Source organism: Streptomyces sp. BE20, from assembly GCF_036322525.1.
GTDB lineage: Bacteria > Actinomycetota > Actinomycetes > Streptomycetales > Streptomycetaceae > Kitasatospora.
The window spans coordinates 192,532-205,338 of sequence record NZ_JAQYWW010000939.1 but is presented as its reverse complement, the minus strand read 5'-3'; the positions used below and the strand labels follow the sequence as shown (position 1 = coordinate 205,338).

The following is a 12,807-nucleotide window of genomic DNA, read 5'->3' as shown; positions in this document are numbered from 1 at the left end:
GTTCCGGGGGGCGTGCGTATGCGGAAGGGGCGCGTACTGCCGGGAACGCAACTACTCGTCGAGGTCGGCGCGGTGTGCGCGGGGCCTCGCGCCCCAGCGTGCCGGCCCCGGGGCCGCGCTCTGCCGTCCGAGGTAACAGGATGTTTACCGGATCGGCACGATCCGTGCTCGGTATGCGCTTTTGCCTTCCCCATACCCGTGTTTTACTTCGTCTTGACGCGGCATCAGGTCACCGGGGGGACACCGAGGGTCATCGACGCGCGGCTGTTCGGCGCGCCGTGCCACGGCCCGTACCCGTCCGTCCACCGGAGACGTCTGGTTCCGACGTGCCTGCCCGTCCACCGCCCCTCCCGGCCGAGGCCGAGGGGGTCACCGAAGGAGGCATCCACCCTCATGGAACCGCTCATCGACAGGGCCCGGGCGTTCCCGCAGCGCGCGGGAGACACCGGCCGGGAGCTCACCGGCCTCGCGGCCGGCCAGACCCCGCAGGCCCTCTTCATCACCTGCTCCGACTCGCGCGTGGTCCCCACGCTGATCACCAACGCGGACCCCGGCGACCTCTTCGAGCTCCGCACCGCCGGCAACATCGTCCCGGTCTACCGGGCCGACGGCTCCTCGGGCGAGACCGCCACCATCGAGTACGCGGTCGAAGTGCTCGGCGTCCGCGACATCGTGGTCTGCGGGCACTCGCACTGCGGCGCGGTCGGAGCCGTGGTCCGCGGCGAGGACCTCAGCGTGGTGCCCGCCGTCCGCGCCTGGCTGCGCCACGCCGACCACGAGGTGCTCCGCGCGGACGAGGCCGACGTGTTCGACCCGACCGTGGCCGGGCCGGTACAGCGCCACGTCCTCACCCAGCTCGACCGGCTGCGCGGCTACCCCGCCGTCGCCCGGCGGCTGGTCGAGGGCGAGATCAGACTCCACGGCTGGTTCTACGAGATCCACACCGGCCTGGTGCTCGCGCACCGGGCGGACGCCGGCCTCTTCCTCCCGCTTTGAGGCCGGTTCCGCGCGACGGCCCGCAGCAGGACCGTCCGCGTCCGCGCGGCCCGGGGCCCCGTGCTTCGTCTGCGCACCCCTCGCTCCCGTACCGCTCGCTCCCGTACGGCCCGCAGGGCCGTCGTCCGCACCGCCACCGTCCGCACACCACAACTCTCCCGAGGACCCGATGACTCGTCGTCCCGCCCTTCGGCTGAGCACTCTGCGCTCCGACTTCGCCGCTTCCCTCGTCGTCTTCCTGGTCGCCCTCCCGCTCTGCGTGGGCGTCGCCGTCGCCTCCGGGGTGCCGGCCGAACTGGGGCTGGTCACCGGCATCGTCGGTGGCCTGGTCACCGGGCTGATGCCCGGCAGCAGCCTCCAGGTGTCCGGCCCCGCCGCGGGCCTGACCGTGTTGGTGTTCGCCGCCGTCCAGGAACACGGCCTCGCGACCCTCGGCGTGATCACCGCGGTCGCCGGCCTCCTCCAGCTCGCCATGGGAGCGGCCCGCCTCGGCCGGCTGTTCCGGGCGATCTCCGTCTCGGTCGTCCAGGGCATGCTCGCCGGGATCGGCCTCGTCCTGATCGCCGGTCAGCTCTACGCGCTGGCCGACGCGAAGGGCCCCTCCGGCGGGCCCGCGAAGCTGGCCGGACTGCCGGGCCTGGTCGCCGACGTCGCCGGCAGCCCGCGCGGGCTCGCCGCCGCCGCGGTCGGCGCCGGAACGGTGGCGATCCTGCTGCTCTGGCCGCGGCTGCCCGCCCGGGTCCGGGTGGTCCCGGCGCCGCTCGTGGCCGTGGCCGCCGCCACGGCGGTCACCGCGCTGTTCGACCTCCCGGTCGCCCGGATCGAGGTGGCCGGCCTGGGCGGGGTGATCGACCTGCCCGGCGTCTCCGACCTCGCCGCGCTCGGCAGCCTCGGAGTGCTGGGCACGGCCTTCACGTTCGCGCTGATCGCCTCCGCCGAGAGCCTGTTCAGTGCGGCGGCCGTCGACCGTCTGCACGACGGCCCGCGCACCGACTACGATCGCGAGCTGCTCGCCCAGGGGGTCGGCAACACCCTCTGCGGCGTGCTGGGTGCGCTCCCGATGACGGCGGTGATCGTCCGCAGCGCCGCCAACGTCCAGGCCGGCGCCAGGACGAAGGCATCCCGGGTGCTGCACGGGTTCTGGCTGCTGCTCTTCGCCGCGCTGATCCCCGCCGCGCTGTCGGCGATCCCGCTCGCCGCGCTGGCCGGGGTACTGGTGCACGCGGGCGCCAAGCTGGTGCCTGTCCGCTCCCTCCGCCCGCTCTGGCGGGCCGACCGCGGCGAGGCGGTGATCCTGGCCGTCACGGCCGTGGCGATCGTGGTCACCAACCTGCTGGAAGGGGTGCTGCTCGGCCTGCTCCTCGCGGTGCTGAAGAGCGCCTGGGACACCTCGCACCTCCAGGTGACGGTCGCCGACCTCTCCGACGGCGAGGAGATCCAGGTGGCGCTGCACGGCAACGCCACGTTCCTGCGGCTGCCGCGTCTGGTGGAGACCCTGGAACGGCTGCCCGCGGACCGCCCGGTCCGGCTCGACCTGTCCGGTGTGCGCCACCTCGACCACGCCTGTCGCAGCGCGCTGGAGCTCTGGCAGGAGCGCCACAACCGCAGTGGGTCGGCCGAGTTGGTGGGTCTCCCGGCCTCGGCCTGACGGAGTCCGGCACGGCCCGACCCGGTCTGACGGGACGGCGGCGGGGACGGGGACGGCCGGTGGTCCGGCCCGCCCGCCCCCGCTGCCCCGCCCGCGTCTCACTCCTCCACGCCGAGCGCGGCCAGCAGCTCACCGCGCAGCTCACCGCGGCCCTTCACGTGCCCGCCGCCCGCCGTACCGCCCGCCGTACCGGCCGACGGCCGCAGGTCGTGCGAGATCCGGCCGTCGGTCAGGACCAGGACCCGGTCGGCGAGCGCCAGCGCCTCGTCGATGTCGTGGGTGACGAGGAGCACGCACGGCCGGTACCGGGCGCAGAGCCGCCGCAGCAGGGCGTGCATCCGTAGCCGGGTGAGCGCGTCCAGGGCGCCGAACGGCTCGTCCAGCAGCAGGAGTTCGGGCTGCCGGACGAGGGCGCGGGCGAGCGCCGCCCGCTGGGCCTCGCCCCCGGACAGTACGGCCGGCCAGTCCCGCTCGCGGCCGGCCAGGCCGACCTCGGCGAGGACGGTCCGTCCGGTCTCCCCGGCGTCCGGGCCGGTGAGACCGAGCACCACGTTCTCCAGGACGCGTTCCCAGGGCAGCAGCCGGGCGTCCTGGAACACCACCGAGACGCGCTCCGGGACGTCCGCCGTCCCGGAACCGGTCGCACCGGGGGTGTCGCCGCGGCCGGCGCCGCCGCGGCGACCGGCCCGGCGGCCGTCCTCGTACCCGTCCAGCCGGCCGAGGGCCCGCAGCAGGGTCGACTTCCCGGAGCCGCTGTGGCCGAGCAGCGCGGTGAACTCGCCGGGTGCGAGGTCGAGGTCGACGCCGTCCAGGACGGTCCGGCCGCCGAACGAGCGGGTGAGCCCGCGCAGCCGGACGGCGGGACCGTCCGTCGCGCCGACGGGGTCCGCACCGGTGAAGGTGTCGGCGGTCAGGCCAGGGTGCGGCGCCATGCCAGCGCCCTCCTTTCGAACAGGCGGACCAGGGTGTCCGAGAGCAGGCCGAGCAGGCCGTAGACGACCAGGCCGACCACGATGACGTCCGTGCGGCCGAAGGTGCGGGCCTGGGTCATCAGGTAGCCGATGCCGCTGGAGGCGTTGATCTGTTCGCTGACCACCAGCACCAGCCAGGAGATCGTGACCGACATCCGCAGCCCGGTGAAGAAGCCCGGTGCGGCCCCCGGCAGGGCGATCCGCCGCAGGAACCCGGCCGGCGTCAGGTCGACGGTCCGGGCCAGCTCCGCGTACCGGGGGTCCAGGCCGGTCAGGGCGGCGTGGGTGTTGAGGTAGACCGGGACGAGGGTGCCCAGGGCCACCAGGATCACCTTGACCTCCTCGCCGATGCCGAACCAGATGATGGCCAGGGGCACCAGCGCGAGGATCGGCAGGGAGCGGACCAGCTGCACCGTTCCGTCGATCAGCGCCTCGCCGATCCGGCTGAGCCCGGCGGCCAGCGCGAGCAGCAGTCCGGCGGCGACCCCGAAACCGAGGCCGAGGGCGGCCCGCCGGAGCGAGACCAGCAGGTGCTCCTGGAGCTCGCCGCTGCGGGCCAGGTCGCCGAAGGTGGCGGCGACGTCGGCCGGCGGGGCGAGGGTCTGCGGGTCGAGCAGCCCGGCGGCCGAGGCCACCCACCAGAGGGCGAGCAGCAGGACCGGTCCGAGGGCGCGCGCGAACGGGATCCGGCGGCGCCGGCGGCCCACCGGTCGGTGGGTGCGGCGGGGCCGCCGGGGCCGGCCGGACCGGCCGGGGGCCCGGGGCCGGGCGGGAGCGGACGGGGTTGAGACGGTCACGATGGTCCTCTCGGGGGAGCGCCGGTCGTCGCTCAGCCGGCCAGGGCCCGGCGCTGGACGGCCTCGAAGCGGCGGTCGAACTCGCCCGACACGTCGAGCTTCCCGGGGAGCGCCCCGGCGGTCGTGAGCAGGTCGGCGATGGCCTGGTGGTCGGTGAGGGCCTGCTCGTAGGAGGGGAACGCGGCGGTGCCGGTGTTGCGGAAGATCTGGCTCCCGGTGGCGGCCGGGATGTTCTGCCTCTTCACGTAGTACTGCTCCACCCACTCCGCCTCGTTGGCGTTCTGCCAGGTCAGCGCCTTGGTCCAGCGGGCGGTCAGGTCGGCCAGCGCGGCCGTCCGCGCCGGGTCCTTGAGGGTCTTGCCGGGGGTGATGAGCAGCAGCAGGCCGCTGGTGAGGTCCTTGTCGTCGGTGATCTCGTGGGCGCCCTTCTCGGCGTTGGGCAGCAGGTACTTGGAGGCGAGCGGCTCGGTGAGCGCCGCCGCGTCGATCTGGCCGCTCTGCAGGGCGGCGGGGATGTCCAGGACCTGGAGGTTGACGAGGGTGACGTCGGTGGTCTTCAGCCCGGCCCGCTTGAGTGCGTTGAGGACGGCGGGCTGGAAGGTGGTGCCCTCGGTGTAGGCGATCTTCTTGCCCCTGAGTTCGGCGACGGTCCTGGCCGGGTTGCCGGGTGAGGTGACGAGGTGGACGGCGGAGCGGCTGGTCTGGGCGACGCCGACCACCTTGACGTCCTGTTGGGCGGCCTGGGCGAAGATGGCGGGCGTCTCGGCGACGATCCCGAGGTCGAGCGAGCCGGCCCGGAAGGCCTCCAGGATCGCCGGGCCGCCCTGGAAGGCGCTGTAGCCGAGCTTGTACGCGGTTCCCTGGTCCTGTCCGGAGGCTTTGAGCAGGACCTCCAACTGGGCGTTCTGGTCGCCGATCCGCAGGTCGGTGCCGGCCGGGACGCTGGTCGGCAGCGGTTCCTGCGGGGCGGGTGCGGCGCCGGCGGCGGAGCCGGTGGTCCGACCGTTGGAGGCGCAGGCGGTCAGGGCGAGTGCGGCGACGGCGAGTGCGGCGGCGAGGCGACGGGGGCGGTGCATGGGTGGAACTCCTCTGTCAGTGCGATGGGTTGGCGCGGGTTCAGGCCGCGAAGGCCTGGAAGTCCCGGACCGAGTAGCCGTACCGGGTGCCGCGGGCGGCGCCGCCGTCGGCGGGGGAGGCGGGCGAGACGGGGGCGGCGTGGGCCGGCGGCTGGGCGGTGAGGACGAGCGGGGCGGAGGCGACCAGGGTCGCGGCGCGCGGGAGCAGCGGTCGGCGGCGGGGTGTCGGCGCCGGCATGGGGATCGGTCCTTCGGTGGGACGGGCCCCGGCCGGGTGCCCGTGGTCACGGGCGGGCGGCAGGCGGCGGGGACGGTGCGGGGAGCGGTACGGGAGGCACCGGCGCCGCGGGCGGGTCGAGCGGCGGGCCGGCGAGGTCCCCGGGACATCGGGCGGGCGCCGGGCGGAGCGCGTCCAGCGCGCCCCGTACCGTTCCGCCGCCCGCCGCCAGCGCGGCCCGGGCGGCGGCGGGGGCCGCGTCGGCGAGCAGCACCACGAGGGCGGGCTTCAGTTCGCCGTCGGTGGCGGCCAGTGCGGACCGGCAGGCTTCCGGCCCGGCGCCGGAGGCCTGGGCCAGGAGCGTGAGCTTCCGTGCGGCGAGCTTCCGGTTCCCCGCCGCGACGTCCGTCATCAGGTTGGACCAGGTGCGGCCGAGACGGACCATCACCGCCGTCGAGAAGCCGTGCAGGACGAGCTTCTGTGCGGTGCCCGCCTTCATCCGGGTCGAACCGGTGATGACCTCGGGGCCCGACTCCACGCAGACGTGGAGGTCGGCGAAGCCGGCGAGCGGCGCCTCGGGGTCGGCGCTCACCAGCACCGCGAGCGCGCCGGCGGCGCGGGCCGCGTGCAGGGCGCCCGCCACGTACGGGGTCCGGCCGCTGGCGGCGAGGCCGAGCACGACGTCCCCGGCCGCCGCCTCCGCGAGCGCGGCCCGGCCGGCCTCCTCGCTGTCCTCGGCGCCCTCCGCAGCCCTGGTGAGCGCGGCCGGGCCGCCTGCCAGGTGGACCCGCACCCGGCCGGGCTCCAGCCCGTAGGTGGGCGGCAGTTCGGCCGCGTCCAGGGTGGCGTACCGGCCGGAGGAGCCGGCGCCGACGTAGTGCACGGTGCGGCCGGACCGCAGCGCGTCCACGGCGGCGTCCACGGCGCGGGCCAGGGCGGGCAGCGCGGTGGCCACGGCGGTGGGCACGGTGGCGTCCTCGGCGTTGATCAGCCGCAGGACGCCCAGCGCGTCCAGCCGGTCGATGCCGGTGCTGCGCGGGTTGCGCGCCTCGGTGGGCGGCAGGTGGTGCACGGGTGCTCCCGGGGTGGTGCGGGGACGGGGAAACGTGGGGACGGATCGGACGGAGGGGAGGTGGGACGCGCCTGACCGGGACGGGTCCGACCGGGGCGCGCCGGGTCGGGGCGGCTCTGCCCGGGGCGGGGCGGGGCGGAGCCGGGGCGGGGAGCGAGGTGCGGTCGGATCGAGGACCCGGGCGTTCCGGGCCGGCGTCACTCAGGCGAGGGCGTCGGTGAGCGCGCGTCGCCCCGGTCCGTCCAGGCCCTCGCCGGGGAAGAGGCAGAGGTCCCCGCCCGCGGAGGCGTCGAGTGCGTGGTGCAGGGCAGCCCGGAACCCGGCGGTGGGCCGGTGCGGCGCGGGGCGTCAGCGAAGCGGTGCGACGGCCGGACAGGCGGCGGTGGTGACGCGGCAGAAGTCCACGTGGGCCCGGGTGGTGAGGACGGCGGCACGGGACACGGCGCGGTCTCCTTCCCGGGTCGGTGATGGCACACTTCGGACGAACCCGAGGTTGACACCCGTCGGGATGTCGAGGATTCTCGCACAGAACTCTTCGAATGTGGAAGAGCAACATCGGTGGGCAACAGGATGTGGGAGGGATGTCGTGGACCGCACGTCGGCCCAGGCTCTGATCGTGCGACTGCGGGGCAGGCTGCCCTCCCTGTCGCCGGTGGAACGCGCGGTCGCCGAACGCGTGTTGGCCGACCCGGCCGCCGCAGCCGCCCTGAGCATCAGTCAACTGGCCGCCGCAGCAGGGGTGTCGGACACCTCGGTGACGCGGTTCTGCCGCACCCTCGGCCTGCGCGGCTACCCCGATCTTCGGCTCGCCCTCGCCGCCGCCCAGGTCGCGGCCGCGGACGAGTTCGCCGTCCGGGTCGGCGCCGACGGGGACGTCACCGCCGCCGACGACACCCGGACCGTGGTCGCCAAGGTGGCCCGCCTCAGCGCCCGGGCCGCCGAGGACACCGCCGCCCAACTCGACCTCGACGCCCTGGACGCGGTGGTCGACGCCCTGGCCTCGGCCCGCCGGATCGAGGTGTACGCGGCGGGGGCCGGGGCCGTGGTCGCCGCCGACCTGGAGTACAAGCTCCAGCACCTCGGCCTGGTCTGTGCCGCCCGCTCCGACGTCCACCGGGCCCTGATGGGCGCCGCCCACCTGACCCCCGCCGACGTCGCCGTCGGCATCTCCTACTCCGGCCGCACGCCCGAGGTCCTCGACCCGGTCACCGAGGCCGCCCGGCGCGGAGCCACCACCGTCGCCCTCACCAGCGACCCGGGATCGCCGCTCGCCGCCGCCACCACCCGGGTCCTCACCTTCGCCGGCCGGGAGAGCGACCGCCGCACCGGTGCGACCGTCAGCCGGACCGCCCAACTCACCGTCGTGGACTGCCTCTACGTCCGCCTCGCCCAGTACCTCGACACCCGCGCCGCCGACGCCCTCGACCGCACCCGCCAGGCCGTCACCCGCGGCCGCACCCCGCAGCGCCACCATGCCTGACCACGGGAGTCACGCCACCGCCCGGCGGCGGGGGCCCGCCTCCGGAGGCCGCGCCGAGGACACCTGGGTGGTGGGCGTCGACGTCGGCGGGTCCGGCCTCCGGGTGGCCGTCGCCCCCGCCGGGTGGCCCGCCGACCTCGCCGGGGCCCGGACGGCCGACGTGGCCGGGGCCGCCCGGGTGTCCGCGGCTGCCGCCGGGCAGGACGCCGACGCGCTGCTCGGCCGGCTGCTCCCCGTACTCGGCTCCCTCGCCGCCGGACTGCCGCCCGGGGCCGGGATCGGCGCGGTCGCCGTCGGCGCCACCGGAATGGCCCTGCTCGGCCGGGCGCTCGCGGCGCGACTGCCCGGCCCGCTGGCCCGCGCCACCGGAGCCGAACGCCTGGTGCTGGCCGGGGACTCGGTCGCGGCGCACGTCGGCGCGCTCGGCACGGGCGCCGGGGTGACCGTGGCCGGCGGGACGGGCCTGGTCGCGATCGGCTACCGCGCGGAGACCGGCTGGCGGCGCGCCGACGGCTGGGGCCAGCTGCTCGGGGACTGCGGCAGCGGCGGCTGGCTGGGCCGCGAGGGCCTGGCGGCGGCCCTGCGCGCGTACGACGGGCGGACCGGCGGATCGCCCGCGCTGCTCGCGGCGGCCGAACGCCGCTACGGCCCGGCGCCCGGTCTCCCCGCGGCGCTCCAGCCGCGTCCGGACCGCGCCGCGCTGCTCGCCGCGTTCTCCCCCGACGTGGTGGCGGCGGCCGAGGAGGGCTGCCCGGTCGCCGGTGCGATCGTCCGGCGCGCGGGGGAGGAGATCGCCGCGAGCGCGGCCGCCGCCGCCACCGCCGTCGGCCTCACGGACCCCCGGCTCGCCCTGACCGGCGGCCTCTTCCGTCTCGGGCCGGTCCGCCGGGCGGCCCTCGACGCGCTGGCCGCCCGGCTCCCCGCCGCCCGCCTCCGGGAGCCCGACGGCCCGCCCCTGCTCGGCGCCCTCCGGCTCGCGGCCTCGGCTGCCGCCGCGCCCGGAGGGCTGCCCTGGCCACTGGACCCGCCGCTGCTGGACCTCCTCGACCTGACCTCCTCGACCTGGCCGCCTGACCGGACCACCTGACCGCTCACCGGCAGCGATCCCGCCCCGGCGCCAGCACGGTCCGGCCTCCGGCGTCGCCGGGCCTCACGCCTTACGGGCCACCGCGCCGTACATGCTGACCCGGTCGGCCCCGGCCTCCGGCGTGCCCTCCGGCCGCCAGAGCGGCACGGTGACCACACCCGGGTCCAGGACCTCCAGCCCGTCGAGGAACGCCCCCACCTCTTCGCGGGTGCGGCCGACCAGCGGTGCGGTGGCCCTGTCGTAGACCCCGGTGACCCGGTCCCGCACCGCGGCGGGGATGAAGTCCGCCGTCCCGTGCGAGAGGACCAGGTGGCTGCCGGGGGCCAGGACGTCGAGCAGCGTGCGGACGGCGTCGTACGGCCGCTGGTGGTCCGGCACGAAGTGCAGGACGGCCGCCAGCACGAGGCCCACCGGGCGGTCGAAGTCGAGCAGCTTCTCGGCCTCGGCGGCGTCGAGGAGCTTCTCGGGCTCGCGCAGGTCGGCCTGGATCACCGTGGTCCGGCCGACGGCCGTGCCGCCCATCAGGGCCCGGGCGTGCGCGAGCACGATCGGGTCGTTGTCCACGTAGACGACCCGGGCGCCCGGGTCGACCGCCTGGGCGATCTGGTGGGTGTTGCCGGCGGTGGGGATGCCGGTGCCGATGTCGAGGAACTGGTCGATGCCCGCGGCGGCGACGCTGCGCACCGCCCTGGTGAGGAAGGCCCGGTTGGCGCGCGCGGTCGATCTGAACTCGGGGTTGGCCGCCAGGGCCCGTTCGGCGGCGGCCCGGTCGGAGGGGAAGTTGTCCTTGCCCCCGAGGTAGTAGTCGTACATCCGGGCCGGGTGCGGGATCTCCGGGCGCAGGTCGGCGGGGACACCGGGCTCGCCCGGTTCCCACATGCTGTCGTAGCCCACCACTGCCTCCGCACCTCCATGATCTGACGATCCGTCGGCGCACAGCGTAGGTGCTCGGGAGGGGCCCGGTGGGCGGATGGTCGGTTCACCCCCCGTTGTGAGAAATGGGCGCGTTGGTCCTCGTTCGGGGTTCCTGTGCGGTCGGGGGGCGCGTTCGGAGCGGGCCGAGGAGGGGGCTCGGAGCGGGCCGGGTCGGCCTCCCTCCGCGCTCCTGTTCCCGGCCGGGGGAGCAGGTCCCCGGCGGGCGGTCCGGGGCGCCCCGGAGCAGGATGGGAGGGTCCGGGGCTCAGCCCAGTCGACGGGCCGCCGCACGCGGGCGGCAACGGGAGGTCGCCATGGTCGCCGTGATCGGTACGGCCGACATCAGGGAGTGGCGGGGACAGGCCGTCGTGGACGAGAAGGACCACCGGATCGGCGCGCTGGAGTCCGTCTACGTGGAGACCGCCAGCGACCAGCCGTTCTTCGCGACCGTCACGGTCGGCCTGGTGTCCCGGCGGCGGCTGGTCTTCGTACCGCTCGACGGGGCGGTCGTCGGCCCCGGGTACCTCCGGGTGGCGTTCCCCAAGGCCCAGGTCAAGCAGGCGCCGTCGATCGGCGTCGACGACGTCCTGCCCGCCGAGGACGAGGCGGCCGTGTTCGCGCACTACGGGCTCGCCTACACCCCCGGAGCGGGCGGCGAGCGCCGTCTCGCCCGCCGCTGACACCGAGCACGCCCGCGCCGGTACACATGTCGATGCACACGTCGGTGCACACGTCGGCCCGGTCCTGACCGGCCTGCGCCGACCGGTCAGGACCGGGGCCGTGGCGGGGCGGGGACCGACTCGACACGGCACCCCGCCCCCGCCGCCCGGCCGGCGCCTCCCACAGCGCCGGACCGGACACCACCGCTTCGCGGCAGCCGGCGGGGCGGATGGCCCGGCCCGCCGGGTATCACCCGAACGGCGGAACCACTGCCCCCGGTCCGTGCCCGCCGGTTCCCACCGCGCCCCACTGCCCCGCGCCTCGGTCGCCCCGCGCCGGGCGCGCCGCATCCCGGTTCGGGGAGCCACCGGCGCGCCGCGCCCCGCTCGGCGCGCCGGACTGGAAGGCTCACCTGCCCGGAGGCCCGCCGGAGCCGGCCCCCGACAGCAACCTCCCGACCACCACCCGTCGGACCACCACTCGTCAGACCATCACCGTCAGACCACCACCACCACCGGGCCGCCACTGATGACCGTCGCCATCGCTCTGCTCACCCAGGACCTCCGCCTGCACGACAACCCCGTGCTGCACGCCGCCGCCGCCGCGGCCGACGAGGTCGTCCCGCTCTTCGTCCTCGACCCGGACGTCTCCGCCGTGGGCTTCGCCGCGCCCAACCGGGCCGCCTTCCTCGCCGGCTGCCTCGCCGACCTGGACGCCTCGCTGCGCCCGCTCGGAGGCCGCCTCGTCCTGCGCCGGGGACGGTCCGCGTCCGCGACCGCCCGGCTGGCCGCCGAGGTGGACGCCGCCTCGGTGCACGTCGCCGCCGGGGTGAGCGCCTTCGCCCACCGTCGCGAGCAGGCCCTGCGCGAGCAGCTCGGCGACCGGCTGCACGTCCACGACGGCTCCCTCACCGTGGCCGTGCCCGGTGCGGTGACCCCGGCGGGCAAGGACCACTACGCCGTCTTCACGCCGTACTTCCGGGCCTGGTCGCAGGCCCCGCGCCGGACCGTCCACCGCGCGCCGCGGGCGCTGCGCACCCCCGAGGGGATCGCGGGCGAATCCGTCCCCACCGCCGCGCCGGACTCGCCCGCCCTGCCGCCCGGGGGCGAGCGGACCGCGAGGCGGCTCTGGCAGCGGTACCCGCTGGAGCGCTACGCCGACCTGCACGACGACCTCGGCGCCGACGGCACCTCGCGCCTCTCGCCGTACCTGCACTTCGGCTGCCTCTCCGTCGGCGAGCTGGTCGCCGACGCCGAGCGGCAGGGGCATGAGGGCGCCGAGGCGTTCGTCCGTCAGCTGGCCTGGCGGGACTTCCACCACCAGGTGCTGGCCGCCCGGCCCGAGGCCGCTCACCGGGACTACCGCGACCGGGGCGACCGGTGGCTCCCGGAGGACGACGAGGAGTGCGAGGCCTGGCGGACCGGCCGGACCGGCTTCCCGCTGGTCGACGCGGGCATGCGGCAGCTCGCGCACGAGGGCTGGATGCACAACCGCGCCCGGCTGGTGACGGCCTCCTTCCTGGCCAAGACGCTCTACCGGGACTGGCGGATCGGCGCCCGCCACTTCCTGCGGCTGCTGGTGGACGGGGATCTGGCGAACAACCAGCTCAACTGGCAGTGGGTGGCCGGCACCGGCACCGACACCCGCCCGAACCGGGTGCTCAACCCGCTCTCCCAGGCGGACCGCCTCGACCCGGACGGTGCCTACGTGCGGCGCTGGGTGCCCGAACTCGCGGACGTCCGGGGGCGGGCCGTGCACCGCCCCTGGCGGCTGGACCGCCCGCCGGCCGGCTACCCGGCGCCGGTCGTCGATCCGGACGCGCTCTCCACCCGCCTCCGCTCGGCCCGCGGGCTGGAGTGAGGCGCCCGGGCCGGTCCGCCGGACGTCC

The 12,807-nt window shown here is 76.3% G+C and carries 12 protein-coding genes; 6 read left to right on the top strand and 6 right to left on the bottom strand.

All coding sequences use genetic code 11. From position 1 onward, the window contains the following. Positions 1-393: 393 nt before the first annotated feature. Positions 394-996, top strand: coding sequence for a carbonic anhydrase (locus tag PUR61_RS22885; RefSeq protein WP_329881201.1), 603 nt, complete (start codon positions 394-396; stop codon positions 994-996). A gap of 169 nt (positions 997-1,165) precedes the next feature. Next, on the top strand, positions 1,166-2,644 hold the full coding sequence (locus tag PUR61_RS22880) for a SulP family inorganic anion transporter (protein ID WP_329881200.1): 1,479 nt from the start codon (positions 1,166-1,168) through the stop codon (positions 2,642-2,644). A gap of 98 nt (positions 2,645-2,742) precedes the next feature. Here PUR61_RS22880 and PUR61_RS22875 read toward each other — a convergent pair whose 3' ends face one another. From PUR61_RS22875 to PUR61_RS22855, 5 genes are all read right to left on the bottom strand, one after another. Beyond that, positions 2,743-3,576 carry an ABC transporter ATP-binding protein gene (locus PUR61_RS22875; protein WP_329881199.1) on the bottom strand — a complete coding sequence of 278 codons (834 nt, stop codon included), beginning with the start codon at positions 3,574-3,576 and terminating at the stop codon, positions 2,743-2,745. Continuing rightward, positions 3,555-4,322 carry an ABC transporter permease gene (locus tag PUR61_RS22870; RefSeq protein ID WP_329881197.1) on the bottom strand — a complete coding sequence of 256 codons (768 nt, stop codon included), beginning with the start codon at positions 4,320-4,322 and terminating at the stop codon, positions 3,555-3,557. The genes PUR61_RS22875 and PUR61_RS22870 overlap by 22 nt, the downstream gene beginning before the upstream one ends. Positions 4,323-4,444: 122 nt before the next feature. After that, positions 4,445-5,488: an ABC transporter substrate-binding protein gene (locus tag PUR61_RS22865; RefSeq protein ID WP_329881195.1), complete on the bottom strand. Its 1,044-nt coding sequence runs from the start codon at positions 5,486-5,488 to the stop codon at positions 4,445-4,447. 40 nt (positions 5,489-5,528) lie between these two features. Continuing rightward, entirely contained in the window at positions 5,529-5,726 is a 198-nt protein-coding gene (locus PUR61_RS22860; protein WP_329881193.1) for a hypothetical protein, read from the bottom strand. Positions 5,727-5,772: 46 nt separating this feature from the next. Beyond that, a complete protein-coding gene (locus tag PUR61_RS22855) occupies positions 5,773-6,777 on the bottom strand; it encodes an N-acetylmuramic acid 6-phosphate etherase (protein WP_329881192.1) in 1,005 nt (334 codons plus the stop codon). A gap of 586 nt (positions 6,778-7,363) precedes the next feature. Here PUR61_RS22855 and PUR61_RS22850 point away from each other — a divergent pair. Together PUR61_RS22850 and PUR61_RS22845 are read left to right on the top strand one after the other, a co-directional pair. Continuing rightward, the gene (locus PUR61_RS22850; protein WP_329881191.1) at positions 7,364-8,257 is read left to right on the top strand and encodes a MurR/RpiR family transcriptional regulator; all 894 of its coding nucleotides are present in this window, start codon (positions 7,364-7,366) and stop codon (positions 8,255-8,257) included. 67 nt (positions 8,258-8,324) lie between these two features. Next, a complete protein-coding gene (locus tag PUR61_RS22845) occupies positions 8,325-9,344 on the top strand; it encodes a BadF/BadG/BcrA/BcrD ATPase family protein (protein WP_329881190.1) in 1,020 nt (339 codons plus the stop codon). 63 nt (positions 9,345-9,407) lie between these two features. Here PUR61_RS22845 and PUR61_RS22840 read toward each other — a convergent pair whose 3' ends face one another. Beyond that, the gene (locus PUR61_RS22840; protein ID WP_329881189.1) at positions 9,408-10,241 is read right to left on the bottom strand and encodes an SAM-dependent methyltransferase; all 834 of its coding nucleotides are present in this window, start codon (positions 10,239-10,241) and stop codon (positions 9,408-9,410) included. A gap of 341 nt (positions 10,242-10,582) precedes the next feature. On the opposite strand from PUR61_RS22840, the gene PUR61_RS22835 reads away from it, so the two are divergent. Together PUR61_RS22835 and PUR61_RS22830 are read left to right on the top strand one after the other, a co-directional pair. Beyond that, a complete protein-coding gene (locus tag PUR61_RS22835) occupies positions 10,583-10,939 on the top strand; it encodes a PRC-barrel domain-containing protein (protein WP_329881329.1) in 357 nt (118 codons plus the stop codon). Positions 10,940-11,447: 508 nt separating this feature from the next. Further along, positions 11,448-12,779, top strand: coding sequence for a cryptochrome/photolyase family protein (locus PUR61_RS22830; RefSeq protein WP_329881188.1), 1,332 nt, complete (start codon positions 11,448-11,450; stop codon positions 12,777-12,779). Positions 12,780-12,807: the final 28 nt, after the last annotated feature.

Coding starts and splice junctions, on each gene's coding strand:
- PUR61_RS22875 (WP_329881199.1), bottom strand. CDS start 3,576: ATGGCGCCGCACCCTGGCCTGACCGCCGACACCTTCACCGGTGCGGAC.
- PUR61_RS22830 (WP_329881188.1), top strand. CDS start 11,448: ATGACCGTCGCCATCGCTCTGCTCACCCAGGACCTCCGCCTGCACGAC.
- PUR61_RS22880 (WP_329881200.1), top strand. CDS start 1,166: ATGACTCGTCGTCCCGCCCTTCGGCTGAGCACTCTGCGCTCCGACTTC.
- PUR61_RS22860 (WP_329881193.1), bottom strand. CDS start 5,726: ATGCCGGCGCCGACACCCCGCCGCCGACCGCTGCTCCCGCGCGCCGCG.
- PUR61_RS22885 (WP_329881201.1), top strand. CDS start 394: ATGGAACCGCTCATCGACAGGGCCCGGGCGTTCCCGCAGCGCGCGGGA.
- PUR61_RS22865 (WP_329881195.1), bottom strand. CDS start 5,488: ATGCACCGCCCCCGTCGCCTCGCCGCCGCACTCGCCGTCGCCGCACTC.